The sequence below is a fragment of the Variovorax atrisoli genome (assembly GCF_014195185.1).
GTDB lineage: Bacteria > Pseudomonadota > Gammaproteobacteria > Burkholderiales > Burkholderiaceae_C > Variovorax > Variovorax atrisoli.
In genome coordinates this window covers 263,977-283,742 of record NZ_JACIBG010000008.1, presented here as the reverse complement: position 1 = coordinate 283,742, position 19,766 = coordinate 263,977, and the positions used below count along the sequence as shown (strand labels likewise).

12 protein-coding genes are annotated in these 19,766 nt (G+C 67.6%); 7 read left to right on the top strand and 5 right to left on the bottom strand.

From position 1 onward, the window contains the following. Positions 1–5: 5 nt before the first annotated feature. Positions 6–1,049, bottom strand: a complete 1,044-nt coding sequence (locus tag FHY06_RS26530; RefSeq protein WP_184606856.1) for a taurine ABC transporter substrate-binding protein — start codon at positions 1,047–1,049, stop codon at positions 6–8. A 119-nt stretch (positions 1,050–1,168) separates the two neighbouring features. After that, positions 1,169–1,891 carry a GntR family transcriptional regulator gene (locus tag FHY06_RS26525; RefSeq protein ID WP_184606855.1) on the bottom strand — a complete coding sequence of 241 codons (723 nt, stop codon included), beginning with the start codon at positions 1,889–1,891 and terminating at the stop codon, positions 1,169–1,171. Between the two features lie 153 nt (positions 1,892–2,044). Here FHY06_RS26525 and FHY06_RS26520 point away from each other — a divergent pair, with 153 nt between their 5' ends. Together FHY06_RS26520 and FHY06_RS26515 are read left to right on the top strand one after the other, a co-directional pair. After that, positions 2,045–2,344 (top strand): YlcI/YnfO family protein, encoded by a 300-nt coding sequence (locus FHY06_RS26520; protein WP_184606854.1) that lies wholly within the window; start codon positions 2,045–2,047, stop codon positions 2,342–2,344. Beyond that, on the top strand, positions 2,341–2,652 hold the full coding sequence (locus FHY06_RS26515) for a type II toxin-antitoxin system RelE/ParE family toxin (protein ID WP_132752620.1): 312 nt from the start codon (positions 2,341–2,343) through the stop codon (positions 2,650–2,652). Before FHY06_RS26520 ends, FHY06_RS26515 begins: the two co-directional genes overlap by 4 nt. Positions 2,653–2,759: 107 nt before the next feature. Here the strand turns inward: FHY06_RS26515 and FHY06_RS26510 are convergent, their stop codons facing one another. Together FHY06_RS26510 and FHY06_RS26505 are read right to left on the bottom strand one after the other, a co-directional pair. Continuing rightward, a complete protein-coding gene (locus FHY06_RS26510) occupies positions 2,760–2,957 on the bottom strand; it encodes a hypothetical protein (RefSeq protein WP_184606853.1) in 198 nt (65 codons plus the stop codon). Positions 2,958–2,966: 9 nt separating this feature from the next. Beyond that, positions 2,967–3,686 (bottom strand): hypothetical protein, encoded by a 720-nt coding sequence (locus FHY06_RS26505; protein WP_132752622.1) that lies wholly within the window; start codon positions 3,684–3,686, stop codon positions 2,967–2,969. Positions 3,687–3,796: 110 nt separating this feature from the next. On the opposite strand from FHY06_RS26505, the gene FHY06_RS26500 reads away from it, so the two are divergent. The 5 genes from FHY06_RS26500 (at position 3,797) to FHY06_RS26480 (ending at position 10,966) form a co-directional block, all read left to right on the top strand. Then, positions 3,797–4,048: a hypothetical protein gene (locus tag FHY06_RS26500; RefSeq protein WP_132752623.1), complete on the top strand. Its 252-nt coding sequence runs from the start codon at positions 3,797–3,799 to the stop codon at positions 4,046–4,048. Between the two features lie 287 nt (positions 4,049–4,335). Beyond that, a complete protein-coding gene (locus tag FHY06_RS26495) occupies positions 4,336–4,845 on the top strand; it encodes a CBS domain-containing protein (RefSeq protein WP_165924533.1) in 510 nt (169 codons plus the stop codon). A gap of 668 nt (positions 4,846–5,513) precedes the next feature. Beyond that, positions 5,514–8,150, top strand: a complete 2,637-nt coding sequence (gene mgtA, locus FHY06_RS26490) for a magnesium-translocating P-type ATPase (protein WP_184606852.1) — start codon at positions 5,514–5,516, stop codon at positions 8,148–8,150. 164 nt (positions 8,151–8,314) lie between these two features. Further along, complete coding sequence (locus FHY06_RS26485) at positions 8,315–10,303, top strand: erythromycin esterase family protein (protein ID WP_311733738.1); 1,989 nt, start codon at positions 8,315–8,317, stop codon at positions 10,301–10,303. 12 nt (positions 10,304–10,315) lie between these two features. After that, positions 10,316–10,966: a dienelactone hydrolase family protein gene (locus tag FHY06_RS26480; RefSeq protein WP_132801561.1), complete on the top strand. Its 651-nt coding sequence runs from the start codon at positions 10,316–10,318 to the stop codon at positions 10,964–10,966. A gap of 234 nt (positions 10,967–11,200) precedes the next feature. Here the strand turns inward: FHY06_RS26480 and FHY06_RS26475 are convergent, their stop codons facing one another. Beyond that, positions 11,201–19,612, bottom strand: a complete 8,412-nt coding sequence (locus FHY06_RS26475; protein WP_184606851.1) for an autotransporter-associated beta strand repeat-containing protein — start codon at positions 19,610–19,612, stop codon at positions 11,201–11,203. Between the last annotated feature and the right edge of the window lie 154 nt (positions 19,613–19,766).

Genomic DNA, 19,766 nt, shown 5'->3' with positions numbered 1-19,766 from the left:
CCTCCTCACCCGACCATCCGCGCGACGAAACTCGAATCGACGAGTCCGCCCAGGTCCTTGGGCATTGCCGAGATCTGTCCCGAGTCCAGCAGGAACTGCGCCTGCGTCTGCAGCGTCTTGAGCACGCCGGTGTCCTTCTCGCCCGGCTTGCCCATCCAGCGGCTGCTGAGCTGTTCGCTCGCAGGGACCGGATAAAAGGTGTTCAGCGAGCGCATCACGGCCGCTTCGTCGACGTTGAGGAACTTGGTCATGGTCTCGACCGCGTCCTTCGGATCCTGCTTGAAGCCGCGCGCGATCTGCTCGTAGTCCTTGAGGAAGGCCAGCACCAGGTCGGGCGACTTCTGCTTGAACTCGTCGCGCACCAGCAGGCCGTCGAAGATCAGCAGGTTCTTCTGGTTGAGGTCGCCGGTCTTGAAGATGATCTTGCCGCCGTCGTCGGTCAGCCGCGGCAGCACCGGCACCCAGATGTAGCTTGCATCGATCTCGCGGCGCTGCCAGGCCGAGGCGATCTGGTCGGCGCGCATGTTGATGAGCTGCACGTCGCCCAGGCCGAGCCCTGCGAACTTGAGCGCGGCCACTGCCGCGAAGTGCACCGAGGTGTTGAACGGCAGGCCGATCTTCTTGCCCTTGAGGCCGGCCACCGTGGTGATGCCCGAGTTGCCCTGCACCACCAGGCACTCGCTGTCGACGATGTTCTTGTAGACGTACACCATCGAGGCCTTCAGGCCGTTCGCATAGCCCACCATCATCGGGCTGGAGCCGATGTTGCACATGTCCAGGCTGCCGCCGGCCATGGCCGAGATCACCTCCGAGCCGGCGCGCACCGTCACGAACTCGCTGCCGACACCAGGCCCGAAGGTCTTGGCCGACAGGTTCTTCGCGCGGATGTAGTTCTGCGCGTCGATGGCACCGAAGGTGCCCAGCCTGACCGAGCGCGACTGCGCGAGGGCAGGCGTCGCGGCGCCGAGCAGCGCGCCGCCGGCGGACGAGGCGAGCAGCATGTGGGCGGCCGCGAGGTGGAACTCGCGACGCGAGAGATTGAGCTTCATACGGACGGCCTTTCCTGGTCAGCGAAGGACAACGAAGCCCCCGTTCGGTGGGCTTGGCCGGCAGTTTATGGCTCTTGAATATATTCAAGATGCTCCAAAACCCTCCCCCACCAGAAAGCTCAGGGCTTGAGCAGGCGTATCAGGTACCGCGACCCGTGCACGAGGTCCTCGCGCATCGACTGGCCCAGTGCATCGCCATCGCGGCGCCGCAGGGCATCCATTGCCACCAGATGCGTCTCGTGGCCGGCCAGGCTGCCGCAGTACTGCGGAAACAGCAGGTTCAGGGTCGGGCCGACGCGCAGCCACAGGCCCTCGATGATCCGCACGAGGATCGGCTGGCCGGAAGCTCGATATATTGAGAGGTGAAAATCCGTGTTCCTCACCAGGGTCTGGTGCGCATCGCCCGCCTGGATCGCCGCCAGGTGCGCCTGCACCACCGCATCGAGCCGCTCGATCTCCTCGTTGGCGATGCGCGGCGCGGCCTCCTTCGCCGCAAGGCATTCGAGCTCCATGCGGATCTTGAGGATCTCGCGATAGGTCTCGATGTCCAGCCGCGGCACGCGGATGACCCGCCCGTTGACCACTTCGAGGCCGTGCTCCACCACGAGGCGCTGCACCGCCTCGCGCACGGGGGTGAGGCTCACCCCGAACTCCTCGGCGACACCGCGCACCGTCAGCACCTGCTCGGGTAGCAGCGCGCCGGTCATGAGCGCGTGGCGCAGCTTCTGGTAGACCCTGGCGGTCAGCGTGTCGCTCTGCGGAGAAAGCAGCTCGGCCGCGTCTTCGCTGCCTTGCAGGCGCTGCTTGCGAACGGTCGGCGCGCTCGCCGTGGTTTGGGCCATGGGATCTCGGATCGGTGGGGACGGACCCTCTCAATATACTCTGAGTGATCGGCGTGATCGGCGGTCCTGCTGTCTGGCGCTGGCAGGACGATCTGCGCCTTGAGCAACGGCGTGCCATCGACTCACGCATAGCATTTGCACTACAATCGGCGGATGAAAACGGCGCAACTTCCCCCCGTCCGCGTACTGGCCTCGGTGCGGCAGCAGATAGAGAGCGTCCTCGTCGAGGGCGAAACGCTGTCGAACTTCGTCGAGCAGGCGGCAATCGATGCTGCTCGGCGACGCAAGGCGCAACAGGACTTCGTCGCGCGGGGACGCGCCTCACTCGCCCATGCTCGCGAAACCGGTGAGCTCTACGCCGCGGATGAGGTCCTCTACGCGATGCAGTCTCGGCTCGAAGCCGCACGCCTCGCCGAGAAGAAGCGCGACAGCGGCTCGAAGCAAGGGTCGTGAGTTTCCTCGTCAGGTTGACGCGGGGAGCCCTCGAGGACCTTCAACGGCTGGAAGCTTTTCTGCTCGGCGCGGCGCTCGAGCACGGCGACTGGGATCTTCCGGACAGAGCCATGCAGGCCATCCGAAGGGAGTTCCGCATTCTTGAGTCGAACCCCTTCACGTGCAGGATTGCATCGGATGATCGGCTCGAACGCGAACTGGTGATTCCATTCGGTGGATCAGGCTATGTCGCCCTGTTCCACATCGTCGGCGAACACGAGGTCGTGGTTTCTGCAATTCGGCATCAGCGCGAAGACGACTACCACTGAGTGGCCGGTGCCGGGACAGCAGGGGTCGTGGCAGATGGCCGCATGGTCGGGGAGCATCCCGATGCCCACGGCTGCGTCTCGTCGGCCAGGCCCTCAGCCTCATCACTTCACCCGCCCCCCAGACCCGCGTTGATCGAACTGCCCACGCGCGCCGCGCCGCCCGAGGCCCACAGCTTGCCGAGTTCGCCGTAGAGGCTCGTGCTCGGACTCACGTCCAGCGTAAAGCCTGCAGCCAGTTCTGTGCTGGTGCCGCCGATGGGCGTGCCGATCGGTGTGATCGCCGCGAGGTTCACGAAAAGCGGCAACGATGTCCCTCACTTCCTCGCCGCCCGCGGCGGCCGGAGTTCGGGCGAGTGCACGTGTTCGGAATGATGGGCTGCGCACTCTCTCTCAAGGAGTTCCATTCGCCTTTCGACCCACCAGGCCGGTATGTCGCTGCCGAACAATTCGGTATGCGACGAGATCGGGTGAAAGCCCGTCGCGAAGCGCTCGACGATCCTTCCGTCGGAGAACTCCAACTCCGCCGCCGCGCCGAGCCAGTTTGCCGGCAATGGCTGCACGGCACGCGGGTTGTGGATGAGCACGGTGCCCTCGTTCCATGTCTCGATGTGGGCACCCTTCCGGCCCACCTCGTAGATGTACCCTGTCGATGCTGAAACGGCGCCGTCGTCCGAGAGGCAGGCCCCGTGGCGAAGCATCCTCGCAGCCCCTGCAGGCTGTCTTTGCTGGCCGAGCCGATTGAACTTGGCGATCGTTGCGTCGTTGCAGAACAGGATGGCCGAAACGTGCTCTGCGTCCTGCTGGCCGAAGAAGCCCTTGGGAAACAGGTCATCCAGATCCTGCGCAGGGTCTGATCCGCCGAAGAGAAAATGCAGCAACGCACCCGGCGGAGCACCGCGAGGCATCGCCGCATGGTCGAAATCCTGGATGGCAATGACGAAGGGATGGCCTGCGACGCAGGGCAGGCACCATTGCCGTCCTTGCAGCTTGCCCACAAGGCCGCTGCCGGCCCCAGATGCCTGCATCGCGCCCATGGGCGACGTCGTTGCCGTCCGTGGCTCGGCGACTCCGCTGGACGGAATGCCGACGGTCAACGCATCGACCGCCGCCGTCGTTCCCCCTTGGAAAGTACGAAGTCCGGCTCGTGGTTTCGGATGTCGATGCAGTGGCCGGCATCGTCGAAAAGCGCGAACAGGAAGAGCCTGAAGAGCGCAGCATCGAAATCGCCAGTCCGGAATTCCTCGACATGGCCGGGTTGCGCGTCCCCAAGGGCCTTGGCGTGAAGTTCGAGCACCAAGTCGCGCGCCGGCGCAAGGTCGGCCCGGTGCCGAAGCATGCGAAACCGCGGATGGAGGCGCTCCTCGGCTTGGGGCCGTACATCGAAGAGGCCCGCTGAAGATGCGGCAGGATTGGCAGACGCTGCGGGCGGATGTGGTTCGGAAATCATCGAAACTCCTTGGTACACCGCGTACCGCGTTTCGAAAGCGCGTACAGGACGCTCAATCTAGGACCATCCGGCAACCCGGCATTGCGGTGGATCAAGCCATGCATCAACGGCTTTGCTCCGGGTCGGTGCGGAGAAGCACGGCGAGCTTGATGCAGATCAAGCGCGGTGAGTTGGACGCACACCAGACTTGCCACGCCGCGCGTCCTGCACGGCCTTTCTGGACTACGGAGAGCAAAATGAATCTCAAATCGCTCTGCAAACGCGAAGTCGTCGGCATTCCTGCGACTGCAAGCTTGCGCGAGGCTGCGACCCTGATGTGCGAACAGCACGTGGGATCGCTGGTGGTCGTGACCAACGACACACCATCGACAGTGGTCGGGCTCGTGACGGACCGCGACCTTGCACTCGATGGCCTGGGGCATGCCCAGGTCCAGTCTGACCAGCCGGTGGGCGAACTCGTGCACGGCCGTCCTCTGGCGGTGCCGTCCAGCGCCGGCTTGCGGGAAGCCGCCGACGCGATGGAAAGCGCGGGCGTACGCCGGCTCCTCGTGGTCGACGATGACGGCGGCGTGGTGGGCATCGTCTCGGCTGATGACTTGCTCGAATCGATGGCGGAGGATCTCGCGAAGCTCGCGCGCGCACTGCGTCGCAACGTCGAGCGGGAGACCTCGGAGCGCGGCGTGTTCACTGGAGCAGCGCGCCCACGCGTGACCTATCCTTCCTTCGGCACCGTGGCTTCCCAATGAAGGCGGCATCTCGGCGGCCGGCCCTCGGCAAGGTTGCGGCGACACCTGCAAGCCGGAGAAACCGGGCACTCAGCCATCGCCCGGTAACCGCGTCGCCAGACATCGCCTCGATGCAGCCGGGGTGTCTGCCGTGAACACCTGATGCCGAGCGCCAGTACCCTCACAGGCGGACTGGCATCCGTCGCTATCGGACGATCCCTATCCGGCTGATGCTCTGGCCCCCCGTGATTCACTGTGCAGGTCGGAGTTCGAGAGCCCGCGCGAGATTGCGTCGATCGATCAGCGCGCGAACCACCAGCACCGGCAGCGCCACATGTCGGCGTCGAGGTTCAGAGGCAGGATCGACATTGGAGGCTCCTGGCAATCGCGGAAACGTGAACGATGCAGCATCCGCAGAGCAAGGAACTTGCGCCAGCGCAACGGCACCGGGCGCTCGGGCTCGCAGATGAAGGCTCGGCGCAGCACGCAGGCTTGATCGGGCGCAAGGCGAAGGTGGCATCGAGTCCGTAGCCTCAGGGCCTCCTTCGATGCCTCGGTAGCTCCATGAATCTCTTCGCTGTCCTGAAGGCCCGCAGACGCAAGCGGCATGCCGAACGGAGAGCTTCGACTCCGATGCACCGGCTCGCGCCACCGCCCGGAGTCGGCATCGGATTGATCCCGCGACGGTGATGGCCTCCCCGAACATCGACTCGCCGCACGATGCATGGTGGCTGGAAACGGCGCCCGAGGATCGCGGCGGGCTCTCACCCATGCAGGCCCAAGAGGCACTGAAGAACTACGGGCTCAACAGTCTCGAGAGCCTCGAAAGGAGCTCGATGCTGGTGCAGTTCTTCGCCCGCCTGCGCAATCCCCTGATCCTGGTTCTGCTCGCGGCGAGTGCCGTCTCCGCGGTCACAGGCGACGTCACGAACGCCGCCATCATCGTGCTGATGGTGGTGCTGAGCGTGACGCTCGACTTCATACAGGAGCACCGAGCCAGCAGTGCCGCCCAGAGGCTGCGTGCATCGGTGGCGCTGCACGCCACCGTCGTGCGCGGCGGCGCATCTGTGGAAATACCGGTAGACGAGGTCATGCCCGGTGACATCGTGCTGCTGTGCGCTGGCGACCGCATCCCCGCCGACGGCCACGTGCTTCGGGCCCGCGACTTCTTCGTCAACCAGAGCCTTCTGACCGGCGAGTCCTATCCCGTCGAGAAGCACGCCTGCGCGCTACCGGTTACCGCGACCGAGCTGCAGGATGCAGTCAACGCCGTGTTCATGGGCAGCACGGTGGTCAGTGGCAGTGCGCGCATCCATGTCGCCCGCACCGGCATGCGCACGGCGCTGGGCGAGGTAGCGCACAGCCTGCAGGCCGAACCGCCGCCCACGGCCTTCGAACTAGGGATGCACCGCTTCGGCCTGATGATCCTGCGGATCACGCTGCTGCTGGTGCTGTTCGTTCTGATGGTCAATGTACTGTTTCAGCGTCCGCTGCTCGACTCCTTCCTCTTCGCCGTGGCGCTGGCTGTCGGCCTCACGCCCGAGCTGCTGCCGATGGTGGTCTCGGTGACGCTGTCGCGAGGCGCCATCCGCCTTTCCGCCCGTCGCGTGATCGTCAAGCGGCTGGCTTCCATCCAGAACCTCGGCGCCATGGACGTTCTGTGCACCGACAAGACCGGCACGCTGACCGAGGCCCGGATCAGCCTTGCCGAATGCACCGACGCCGATGGCAGCGACAACCCGCGAATCCTGATGCTGGCTCACCTCAACAGCCGTTTCGAAAGCGGCCTGAGAAGCCCGCTGGACGAGGCCCTGCTGGCACATCCTCTGGACACCTCGGCCTGGACGAAGGTGGACGAGGTGCCGTTCGACTTCGAGCGTCGACGCGTCTCGGTGCTTCTCGACCGCGGTGATGCCCGTTGGCTGGTGGTGAAAGGCGCGCCTGACGACGTACTCTCGCTGTGCGACCGCTTCGAACAGGACGAAGGTCGTGCGCTTGCGCCACTCGACGCGACCGCCATGGCCGTGCTGCGCGATCGCTGCCACGCGCTGGAGCGCCGGGGCTTGCGGGTGCTGGCCGTCGCCTGGCGCGAGGTGCCGGGCGACCACGGGCACGCCGACGTCAGCGACGAGAGCGCAATGGTCTTTGCAGGATTCGCCGCATTCATCGATCCGCCAAAGGCCGGTGCCGGCGAAGCGCTGGCCGCACTGGCCAGGAGCGGTGTCAGCGTGAAGATCGTGAGCGGCGACAGCGATCTTGTTGCGCAGCACCTTTGCACTCTGCTGCGCATCCCCGTCGCCGGCGTGCTGACGGGCCGGGAGATCTCGGCCATGGACGAGGCCACGCTGCACGCCCGCGTGGGTCGAACCACCCTCTTCTGCCGCGTCAATCCGGCACAGAAGAACCGAATCATCCTGGCGCTGCGGGCACGCGGCCATGTGGTCGGCTACCTGGGCGACGGCGTCAACGACGCGCCCGCGCTGCGTTCCGCCGACGTGGGCTTGACCGTGGACAGCGCAGTCGACGTGGCCCGCGAAGTCGCCGACATCGTCATGCTCGACCACGACCTTGCTGTGCTGCACGAAGGCGTTCTGGAGGGGCGCCGCACCTTCGGCAACGTGATGAAGTACATCATGATGGGCACCAGTTCGAACTTCGGGAACATGCTGAGCATGGCCGGTGCTTCCGTGTTCCTGCCATTCCTGCCGATGCTGCCTGCGCAGATCCTCCTCAACAACGTGCTGTACGACCTCTCGCAGGCTGCCATTCCGCTGGACCGCGTCGATGCGGGCGACCTTCGAAGGCCGCGCACGCTGGACATGCGGTCCATCCGCCGCTACATGTGGCTGTTCGGGGTCCTGAGCTCGGCTTTCGACGCGCTGACTTTCTGGCTGCTGCTGCAGATTCTGCATGCCGGGGAGGCGCTGTTTCGAACGGCATGGTTCATGGAATCGCTGGCCACGCAGGTGCTGGTGATCTTCGTGATCCGAACGCGGGGAAGACCCTGGGCCAGCCGGCCCGGCAGTGCGCTTGCCGCCGCTTCACTGGCTGTCGTTGCCGTGGCCCTGCTTCTGCCTTTCACAGCGGCCGGCCGCCTCTTCCATTTCGAGCCACCACCGGTGGCCTTCTTCGGCTGGCTGGCCGCGATGCTGGTTACCTACCTGACGCTGGCCGAGATGGCCAAGCGCTTCTTCCATGCACATCTGACAGGCCCGCCACACGGCCTCGCGCACCGCCATGGCAAGCCACCTCCGCCATCGCCTTCCAAGGCGAGGAAGCAACCCGCGCCCGCCGACGCTGCGCGAGCGCCATCGAGAAATGACTGACCAGGATCGGCCTGTCCGCCGTATTGTCCCGTCAGCACGACAGGAATCGTGCGTCAGTCCACCGCGGGCGGCGAAGCGCGGGGTGCATTTGCGCCAGCGCAATCCGTTTGCGGCCCTTGGGTCCAGACTGCAGGTGTCCCTGGAATCCTAGATCAGGAGCAATCTTGTCAAACGCCGATTTCGAGCAGCTTCGCAGCGCGATGGTCAAGGACCAGATCGAAGGTCGGGGCGTACGCACGCCAGGCGTTCTCGCGGCCATGCGTGCGGTGCCCCGCGAGGCGTTCCTGCCACCGGCGCTGCAGGAGTTCGCCTATGAGGACGCAGCGCTCGCGATCGATGAAGAGCGAACTCTTCCTCAACCCTATCTCGTCGCCCTGATGGCCGAAGTGCTCTCGATAGGCAAACACTCGAAGGTCCTCGAGATCGGTACCGGCTGCGGCTACGCGACCGCGGTGCTGTGCCAGCTTGCGGCAAGGGTGTACAGCGTCGAATCGAATGCAGCACTGGCGGTGAAGGCCGCCGCTGTCCTGAAAAACTTGCGATACACACATCTGCAGATCGTGCACGCCGACAGCAACGAGGGGTTGCCATCCGAAGGGCCGTTCGACGCCATCTTCGTGAACCCTGGCGGCTCGGAGTTCGTAGGTGCATTGAAGACCCAGCTGACCGTGGGCGGGCGAATGGTCGTGTCCGCCGGAACCGATCCGGCCGTGAGGGAGTTGATCTGCGTCACGCGTACCCGGGCCGACAGCTACACGATCGAGGACATCGCGGATGTCCGGGTCGCGCCGCTGGACGTCGAAGCGCAGCGGTTGCGCATGAGGGAAACCGGGCCGACGTCCGCCGGGCCCGTGGCTGCGACCCTGCCACAGACCATCTCCCGGGCGGTCGAGCAATTCGACGCCATCGAGTCCGCGAATCTGGCCCCCTTGCTTGAGCGGATCGGCGATGCCCGCGTCGTCCTGATCGGCGAAGCGTCGCACGGGACCTCCGAGTTTTACAGGATGCGTGAGCGCATCTCGCGCGAACTCGTCGAGCGCAAGGGATTCCGCTTCATCGCGATCGAAGCCGACTGGCCCGACGCGTCACGGATCGACCGTTACGTTCGCCATGCCGGCCACAGGCCTTCCAAATGGTCGGCGTTCGCCCGTTTCCCGGTGTGGATGTGGCGCAACCGGGAGGTTCGCGAGTTCGTCGAATGGCTGCGTGGCCACAACGCCGGCTTACCGGACCGCGAACGCGTCGCCTTTCACGGGCTCGACCTCTACAGCCTCTACAACTCGATCCATGCCGTCGTCGGGTACCTGGAGGACGTCGACCCGCTCACTGCCGGGATCGCGCGCCAGCGCTACGGCTGCCTGACGCCCTGGCAGTCCGATCCCGCCAGCTACGGCCACGCTGCACTCAGCGCCAGCTACCGAGGATGCGAGAAGCAGGTGGTCTCGATGCTGACGGAACTCCTGACGAAGGAGCGACGCTACGCCTCGCATGATGGAGAGCGCTTCTATGACGCCGTGCAGAACGCGCGTCTCGTGGCCAACGCGGAGCGCTACTACCGCACGATGTACTACGGCTCGCGCGCGTCGTGGAACCTGCGCGACAGTCACATGTTCGAGACCCTGCAAAGCCTGCTGGCATTCCATGGCCCCGCCAGCAAGGCCATTGTGTGGGCGCACAACTCGCACATCGGCGACGCGAGGGCCACCGAGATGTCGCGACGTGGTGAACACAACATCGGACAGCTCTGCCGCACCGAATTCGGCGCGGGGGCCTACATGATCGGATTCGGCACGCATTCCGGCACCGTCGCAGCGGCATCGGACTGGGACGGGCCGATGGAAGTCAAGCAGGTGCGCCCGTCGATGACCGGGAGTTATGAGCGGCTCTGCCATGAGTCGAACGTCGCCAACTTCATGTTGCCCCTGGGCAGTCAAGCACCTGGTGCGTTGACAGCCGGCCTGTCGCAGCCACGGCTGGAGAGAGCGATCGGCGTGATCTACCGCCCGGAGACCGAGTTGCAGAGCCACTACTTCCAGGCCGTGCTTCCCCGGCAGTTCGACGAATACATCTGGCTGGACCGCACCACAGCCGTCACTCCGCTGGGAACCGAGACGGTCGAGGGCCTGCCCGACACCTACCCGTTCGGCCTGTGAAGAGGATCATCCATGCCCCATCTGTCGCCCATATCCATCGGCCCACAGCGGCTCGAAGGCGAGCTGTGCCTCATGGACCCGCCACGTGGCATCGTCGTATTTGCCCACGGCAGCGGCAGCAGCCGCCGCAGCCGACGCAACAGGCAGGTGGCCGACACTTTGCAGCACCGCGGCCTCGGCACGCTGCTGTTCGACCTGCTGACGGACGAAGAAGCAGACAGCCGTGCCAATGTCTTCGATATACCGCTCCTCGCCCAACGCATGACCGATGCGATCGATGACCTCTGCGCTCGCAGCAACCAGCCCATCGGCCTGTTCGGTGCCAGCACGGGTGCCGCAGCGGCCCTGGTGGCGGCGGCGCATCGCACGAGCGCAGTCCGGGCCGTGGTGTCGCGCGGCGGACGCCCCGACCTTGCCGGCGATGCGCTCGCCGACGTTCTCGCTCCGACTCTGTTCATCGTGGGCGGCGCGGACACCGAAGTGCTTGCGCTGAATCGGGCATCCGTCGATCGCATGCGCTGCGAAACACGGCTGGAAGTCGTTGCGCGTGCCACGCATCTCTTCGAGGAAGCCGGTGCCCTGGAGGTCGTCGCGAGGCTCGCGGGCGACTGGTTTGTTCGACACCTCGCTTTCCATAACGATGCGGGGCGGGTACCGCATTGATCTGCATCAACGGACCCGCGAGCACGATCGTTATCCTTTCGACTACCTGCTGCTGGAATCCCCCGTGAGGGGAGTCGTGGTATCCACCGGATGCCGCGGGTGACGGTAACCTCGTACAGCCTGGCCCTGCGCGGCCAGTGAGGTCCTCACCAGGCCCGCCGCTTCGCAAGAACGGCGGGCCTTCTTCATCGGCAGCTGCCTGGCGAGCGTTCGCGGATGCGGCGAGCCACATCCTCACCACTTCACCCTCACCCCCAGACCCGCGTTGATCGAGCTGCCCACGCGCGCCGCGCCGCCCGAGGCCCACAGCTTGCCGAGTTCGCCGTACAGGCTTGTGCTCGGACTCACGTCCAGCGTGAAGCCCGCAGCCAGTTCTGTGCTGGTGCCGCCGATGGGCGTGCCGATCGGTGTGATCGCCGCGGGGTTCACGAAGCGCGCGACGTCGTTGCCCTTGGCGCTGCGATAGACGTTCACGCGTGCATAGGGCTGCAGCGTGCCGGCGCCGGTCGCGAAGCTGCCCTTGATGCGCACGCCCGCGCGGCCGATCCAGCCGCTTTCGGCATCCTGCTTGACGAGCGCGCCCGGGATGGACATGTCGTCCAGCCGCAGCCGCTGGTGGATCAGCTGCAATTGCGGCTCGATCGACCAGCCGCTCGCGCCGATCGCGAAGGCCTTGCCCACCTCGAGCGAAGCCAGCAGGCTGTTGCCCTTGCCCGAGTAGCCCGCGCTGAGAACCGGCTGCACCGTGTAGCGATGCCGGCCCGCCTGCAGCACCACATCGGCATAGAAGCCGGAGTCATCGGCGTAGGTGCCGTACAGGCCCAGGTACTGGCTGCGCAGGTCGCTGCCGCCAGCTGCGTTGTTCAGGATGCCGCTGCCGAAGCCGCTCACGCGGGTATGGCCTTCGAGCTGGCCCACGTAGAGACCGGCGCGCCAGTCGGGCGTGGCCAGCAGGTCGGTGCCGGCCTGCAGCCCGTTGAGCCGGCCCTCGGCGTGCGGCGAGACGGTACCGCCCTGGCGGATGTCCATGTCGGTGGAGATCACCCGGCCCCAGGCGCGGCGGTTGTTGCCGTCGACGCGCGTGGTCACTGCGGCACTGCCGCGCACGTCGTCGTCGCCGATGCGCTGGCTCAGGCTCGCGAGCATGGCCAGGTTGCCCTGGCGCAGCTGGTTTGGCAGTGCGGCGAACAGCGACGCCTCGGCACGGTAGGTCGGCAGGCCGGGGCCCGCCGCGCCGGGGGTCGCAGCGTCCGTCTCGCTGCGCAGGTACCAGTTCTCCCCGGCACCGCCTGCGTCGCCCGCATGCAGCCGGTACTCGAAGGCGCCGGCGTCGACATGGCCGCCCGCGAGCGCGAATGCGTCCTTCGTGGTCTGCGCGGTGGTGGTCGCGCCGTCGATCGCGCTGATCACCTCGATGCCGTTGCCTGTGGTGAGGGCGCCCAAGCCGCCGAGGTTGGTGACCTGCACGGTGGTCCTGCCGCTGGCCGCGCCGCCCTTGATCACCAGCCGGTCCGAGGGCCCCGCGCCATCGTTGAGCACGGTGGCCAGTTTCAGCACGCCGTTGTTGCCGACGTAGTTGCCGTTGACCGTGAGCGTGGTGCCGGCTGCGGCGCCTGCGAGCGTGACGGTGCCGCTGTTGCTCAGACTCGCCACCGTCTGGCTGAAGCCCGCCAGGTCGAGCGTGGTGCCGCCGGCCACCACGGTGCTAGAGGCCGCGCTGAATGCGTTGGCGGCGCCTGCCTTGAGCATGCCCGCGGCGACGCGGGTCTCGCCGCTGTAGCTGGCGGTGCCCGCGAGCGTGAGCGTGCCTGCGCCCACCTTGACCAGCGAGCCGCCGGTGCCGGTGATGGCGCCCGAGATCGTGGTGTCGCTGCCGACTGCGCCCGTAGTGAGCGTCTTCGCGCCGAGCACCACATCGCCCGCGCCGCCCAGTGCGCCGATGCTCGCACCGGTCGTGGCCAGGTCGATGCGCACCTGTGCGCCGGCCGCGTTGGTCACGCTGGCGCCCGCGGCGTTCGCGCCGTCCTGCAGCCGCAACGTGCCCTGGTTCGCGATGGCGAGCGGGCCCGCGTCCGCCTTGCCGCCGAACTGCAGCGTCGCGCCCGACGCGATGCTCACCGCACCGGTGCCGAGTGCGCCGCTCGCATTGGTGGCGAGCGTGCCCGCATCCACCAGCGTGCCGCCGCTGTAGCTGTTGGCGCCTGCCAGTGTCAGCGTGCCGCTGCCGATCTTGCGCAGCCTGCCGGTGCCGCTCATCACGCCTGCATAAGTGCCGGCGGTCTTGTCCTGGTCGAACGCGACCTCGGCGTTGTTCACGATGTTGCCCTGCAGGCTGGCGGCGGCGCCCTGCAGCACGCCGCCTTTCACGATGGTGCCGCCCGTATAGCTGTTGACGCCGCCCAGGATCAGCCGGCCCGCGTCCTCCTTGGAGAGCCCCCCCGCACCCGAGAGCGCGACATCGAGCCTGGCCGTCATGGCCGCGCCCGCGGCGGTGCCGTCGCCCACGCGCACCACCGAACCCGGGTTGTCCAGCGTGAGGCCGTCGCCCTGAACCACGTAGCCGTCGACCGCGAACTGCGCCCCGGCGATGCGCACCGCGCCGCCGGCTCCGTCGACCGTCACGGTGCCGGCCTTGCCGCCGAAGACGGCGAACTGGCCCTGCGCCCAGTTGGCGTTGAGCTTGCCGTCCATGTCGGTCCAGCCGTCCAGCGAAGGCTGCGGGTTGCCCGCGCGCCAGGTGCCCGAGCCGCCGGCCACTTGGCCGTCGTTGTATTTGCTGCTGTCACCACCGTCCCAGAAGTTCAGCGACAGGCCCGCGCGGTTGACCAGGTTCACTTGGTTCGCCACCGAGGTCTGCAGTTGCAGGTCGGCTGCCTTGGCACCCGTGGGCACGGTGCCGATGTCCACGCCGTTGTCGACCATGCTGCCGCCGTAGTTCATGAGCCGGTACAGCCCAGGGCCGAAACTGCCGCCAGCCGACTGCGCGACGTTCAGCGTGCCGTCGAGCTGCAGGTTGCCCGTGACGTTGATCAGGTCGTTGAGCGCGCCGCCGGGCACGCCCGCCTGGCCGAGTTCGTAGTTCAAGGTGGAACCGCCGGCGAGGGTGAGCGCGCCGAGCGTCAGCGTGCCGGGGCTGTTGCCAGCGGACAGGACGCCGCCCTTGCCGATGGTGACCGCCCCCGCGATACTGCCGCTGCCCGCGAGCGTTCCGCCGCTCTGGACCTGCACCGCCCCCGTGCCCGTGGCGCTGCCGCTCTGGTTGTCGACGCTGAGCGTGCCGCCGCTCACGGTGGTGCCGCCCGTGTAGGTGTTGGCGCCGGTCAGCGTGAGCGTACCGCCGCCCACCTTCACGATCGAGCCGCCCGTGCCGTCGATGACGCCCGAGAGCGTCGTGTCGGCGTTCGATCCGCCGGTGGTCAGCACCTTCGCGCCCAGCACCACTTCGCCCTCGCCCTGGACCGCGCCGATGCTCACGCCGGTGGTCGCCTGGTCGATGCGCAGCTGCGCGCCCGCCTGATTGAGCACCGTGGCCTTGTCGGCGGATGCGCTGTCCGCGAAAGCCAGCACGCCGCCCGCCGAGTTGGTGAGCGTCGCGCTGCCCGCGCTCGCCGTGCCCTGCAGCCGCACGGTACCCTGGTTCGCGATGGCCGCGGTGCCGGCATCGAAGCTGCCTCCGAGCTGCAACGTGGCGCCGGAGGCCACGCTTGCCGGGCCGCTGCCAAGCGCGCTGGTGACATCGGTCGAGAGCGTGCCCGCATCGACGAAAGTACCGCCAGAGTAGTCGTTGGCCGCGCCGAGCCGCAGGGTGCCTGCGCCGGTCTTGCGCAGGCTGCCGGCACCGCTGATGGAGCCGTTCAGCGTGAGCGTGCGCACTGCGGCGATCTCGAAGCTGTTGCTGCCGGCGCCCAGGCTCACCGCGCGCGCACTGGTGGCGTCGCCGGTCACGCGCAGCGTGGCGCCGTTCTGCAACGCGAGCTTGCCCGTGGCCGCGCCGAGGTTGGCGTCGGACGAGATCTGCAGGATGCCGCTTCGGACTGTCGTGCCGCCCGCATAGCTGTTGCGGCCGCCGAGCACGAGCGTGCCCAGGTCGTCCTTCACGATGCTTCCCGTGCCGGCGATCTCGGCGTTGATGGTCGCGGTCATCCCGGCGCCAGCGGCACTGCCGTCACCGACGCGGATGACGGAGCCTGCAGCGTTCACGGTCAGCGCGTCACCCACGACGGTGTAGCCATCGACGGCGAACTGCGCGCCGCCGATGCGCACCGGTCCCCCCGAGCCCGTGCCGTCCACGGTGACGGTGCCCGCCTTGCCGCCGAAGATCGCGAACCCGTCCTGCACCCATCTGCCGTTGGCAATGCCGTTGGCATCGGTCCAGCTGTCGCCCGGCGTGCCCGCGCGCCACGTGCCCGAACCGCCGGCGATCTTGCCGTCGTTGAAGCTGGCGGGATCGACGCCGTCCCACAGATTGAGCACCAGCCCGTTGCTGTTCACCAGGTTGACCTGATTGGCCACCGAGGTCTGCACGAACATCTGGCTCGCGTCGGTGGGCGCGGTGCCGACGTCCAGGCCGTTGTCGGTCAGCGTGCCGCCGTAATTCATGAGGCGGTAGACGCCCGCGCCGAACGTGCCGCCGGCCGACTGCGCCACGTTGAGGGTCCCGTCGAGCTGCAGGTTGCCGTTGACGTTGATCAGGTCGTTGAGCGGTCCGCCTGCCACACCGGCCTGGCCAAGTTCGTAGTTGAGCACCGAGCCCGCATTCAGGCTCAAGCTCCCGATGGTCAGCGTGCCGGGGCTGTTGCCCGGGTTCACCGAGGCGCCGTTGGCGACGGTGACTGCGCCTGCGATCGTGCCCGAGCCGCCCAGCGTCGCGCCCGACTGGATCAGGACTGCGCCGGTGCCGGTGGCGCTGCCTACGATGTTGTTCACGCGCAGTGTGCCGGCCGACACCGTCGTGCCACCGGTGTAGGTGTTGGCGCCGCTCAGCACCAGCGTGCCGCTACCGACCTTGACGACCGAGCCCCCGGTGCCTGCGCCGGGCTGCGTGAAGACGCTGCCCTTGTCGCTCACGACGCCGGAGATCGTGTCGCTCGCGTTCAGTCCGCCCAGCGTGAGCTGCGTGGCACCCAGCACCACATTGCCTTCGCCCGAGAGCGAGCCCAGTTCGACGCCGCCCTTGGCGGTCGAGCCCGAGACGTCGACCACGCCGCCCGCTGCGTTGCTCACTGTCGCGTTCGCGCCGCTGGAGGCTTCCGCGAAGTGCACGATGCCGCCGGAGACATTGACGATCTTCGAGCTGCCCGCATTCGCCGAGCCGAGGAAGCTCAGCAGGCTGTCGGTACCGTTGCCGATCGTTGCGCTGGCCGCGTTCGACCCCTGCTGGAAGTACACCGCGCCGCCCTGGTTGGTGATGGCGGCGCTGCCAGCGGTAGCGCTGTCGCCGAACTGCAGCGCGTTCGCCGTTGGCAAATTCCAGCCCGAACCGTTGACGGTGATGCTCGCGCTGTCAGCCGTCGCGTTCTGGATGAAGCCCAGGCGATTGTCGTTGTCGGCCATGCCGGCGCGCCCGACGGTGTAGGTGTTACCGCCTGCGCTGGCCGTGTCGTAGAGCGTCACGCGCGTGCCGCTGCCCTGCTGCTGCACCGCGCCGCTGCCGAAGGCCGAGCCGACACCGGCAGTGATCGTCGCGCCGCCCTGCACCACCGTGCCGCCCTTGTAGCTGCTGGCCGCCACCAGGTTGATCGAGCCGCCGTTGCCTGTGACGGTGAGCGAACCGGCTCCGCTGATGGAGCCGCTCAGGCCCCAGAGGGCGTTGCTCAGGTCGATGGTGCCGCCGCCCGCGCCCAGTGCGATCGCACGCGCACTGAAGAACGGTGCACTGCCCGCCGCGATGCGCAGCGTGCCGCCGTCCAGCGCCAGGCCCGTGCCCGCCGCGCCGAGGTTGTTGTCGGCCGAAATCTGCAGGATGCCGCCCTTGACCGTCGTGCCACTCAGGTAGGTGTTCTTGCCGCTGAGGATCAGCGTGCCGCCGTCTTCCTTGACCAGCCCGCCTGCACCGCCGATGGCAGCGGCGATGCTGGCAGTCATGCCGGCGCTCGCGCTGGTGCCGTCGCCCACGCGCACTGCCGTGGCGGGCGAACCGATGGTCAGTGCGTCGCCGTTGACCACATAGCCGTCCACCGCGAACTGCGCGCCGCCGATGCGCACCGGACCGCCCACGCCGCTGTTGTCGACTGTGACGGTGCCTGCCTTTCCGGTGAAGACCGCGAAGCCGTCCTGGATCCAGCCCGCATTGACGATGCCGTTGGCATCGGTCCAGTTGTCGCCCGGCGAGCCTGCGCGCCAAGTGCCGCTGCCGCCTTCGACCGTGGAATTGTTGAAGGCCGAGGCGGTGCCGCCGTCCCACATGTTGAGCGCGAGCCCGCCGGTGTTCACCAGGTTGATCTGGTTGGCCACACCGGTCTGCAGCGACAAGTAACTCAGCGGCACCGAGGCGTTGCCGATGGTCATCGCGTTGGCCGTCAGCGCGCCCGTGTAGTTGATGAGCCGGTAGAGGCCCGCGCCGAAGGTACCGCCAGCCGACGGTGCGAGATCGAGTGTGCCGCCCAATGAGAGATCGCCGTTGACGGTGAGCAAGTCGTTGAACGCGCCGCCGACCACGCCCGCCTTGCCGAGTTCCATCTCGAGCGTCGAACCCGCGGCGAGCGTGAGCGAGCCGGTGCTCAGCGCGCCCACGCCGCTGTTGCCGATCGACAGGCGCGCGCCCGCCGCCACGTTCACCGAACCGGCGATCGCGCCGTTGCCTGCGAGCGTGGCACCGCCGAGCACGCTGACTGCGCCCTGGCCGGTGGCGCTGCCCGAACTGTTGGCGATTCGCAGCGTGCCCTGGGCCACCTGCGTGCCGCCCGTGTACGTGCTGGCGCCAGTCAGCGTGAGCGCGTTGGCGCCCAGCTTCACGATGCTGCCATCGCCCGAGATCTGGCCGTTGAACGCGAGTGCCGGGCCGGAAACGGTCAGCGTGTTCGACTTGCCGATGGCGAAGGCGTTGCCCAGTGTCAGCGCCGTCGTGGCCGACATCGCGGTATTGCCCTCGATCGAGACCACGCCGCTGCCCAGCGCGGTATTGCTGGCGAGCACGACCGTGTTGTTCGCGAAGCGCGTGCCCCCCGCGTAGCCGTTGTTGTTGAGCAGCGCGACGGTGCCGCCGACGGCGCGCAGGTCCAACGAGCCGCCGCCCGAGATCACGCCGTTGAAGCTCACCGCGCCGGGTGTCTGCACCGCAAGGGCGCCGGCGTTCGACAGAAAGGAGACATCGTTGAGCGAGAGCGCGAACGGGCTCGCGAGTGCGACCGGCCCGCCTACGCCGAGCGCGGCCCCGCCGATGGCCTGCGCGCTCGCTGCCTGCAAGGTGCCTGCATAGGCCGTGAAGCTGCCGGCGAAGGCGCTGTTGTTGCCGCTGAGCGTGAGCACGCCGTCGCCGTTCTTGATCAGCGTGCCGCCGCCGCTGAAGTCGCTGGCCACCGTGGTGCTGCTGTCGTCGGCCATCGTCAGCGAGGAGCCCGCCGCAAGCGAGATCTTGCTGCCCGCCACGCCGCTCAGGTTGCCGATGACAGGGGTGCCCGACGCCGTGTACAGCAGCGTGCCCGAAGCCTCCAGGCTGAGCGCCGTCCCGGAGCCGAAGGTGCCGCCCGACGCGAAGCCCAGCGCGCCCTCGTTGACCACCGCCGTCCTTGGCGCCATGGCGCGGTTGATCAGCCAGTCGCCGCTGTCGTTCTTGATCAGGTCGCCGCCGAAGCTGGTGGTGCCCGTCGCAGCCTGCGAGTAGATCTGGCTGCCCGCGCCCGCGAGCGTCAGCGTCGATCCCACCGCGGAGCCGATGCCGAGGTCGCCGGCGATCCTGCTGCCGGTGCGCAGCGTCACCCGTTGCACCAGCCCGCCGTCGAGGGCGACGCTGCCTTGCAGCAGGCCGCCGTTGTCGAGCGTGATCGAGGTGGCCTGACCGTAGATGCTGAAGACGCCCGAGATGGTCGAGCCGGCCGTGTTGGCGACGCTCGCATTGCCGCCGCCGAAGCCCAGACCCAGGTAGTTGCCCGTGCTGCTGATGCGACTGTTGCCGGTGTTGACGATCGTGCCGCCCCCATACAGAAGCGCGCCGGCGAGGCCCTCGATGACGCCGCCGTTCGAGTTGGTCAGCGTGAGTGGCCCGCCCGTCACCTGGATCGCGCGATCGGGGCTCTGGATCGTGCCGCCGTCGTTGTTGATCACCGCGTTGGCCCCGGCCACCACGCCCGACGTGCCGCTGATCGTGCCGGAGTTGTTGATCGTGACGTTGGGCCCGACATAGATGCCCCAGGTGCCATCGCCGAAAGTGGCGATGTTCCCGGTGTTGTTGATCGTGCCGCCGTCCGCGACGCCGACCCAGCCGGGCGTGTCGCCGGTGCAGGTGAGCGTGTTGCCCGCAGCGGTGCAGGCCCCCCAGGCCGTTCCGCTCAGCATGAAGACCGGCACGCCCACCAACGGAACCAACAGGCGGGCGCCGCTCGGTGTGCGCCGGCCGCTACTGCGCTTGCCGCGGGCGCGCGTCGTTTCGCAGACGGCCACCCATGCACCGAGCGCGGCGTTCCAGATGGTCTTGTAGGCGGTATTCATGGCAACGGTTCTCCCTGCGCAGCGCGCATGGGCGACGCTGCGTCTGAAAATGGAATGGAAGCGGTGGGACCTGGGCGGGTCCGTTCCCGCGCCGGGCGGGGAAGCCCGGCTAGCGACCTAGCGAAGAGCCTGGGCCTGCGGCGGTCCGTGGGGC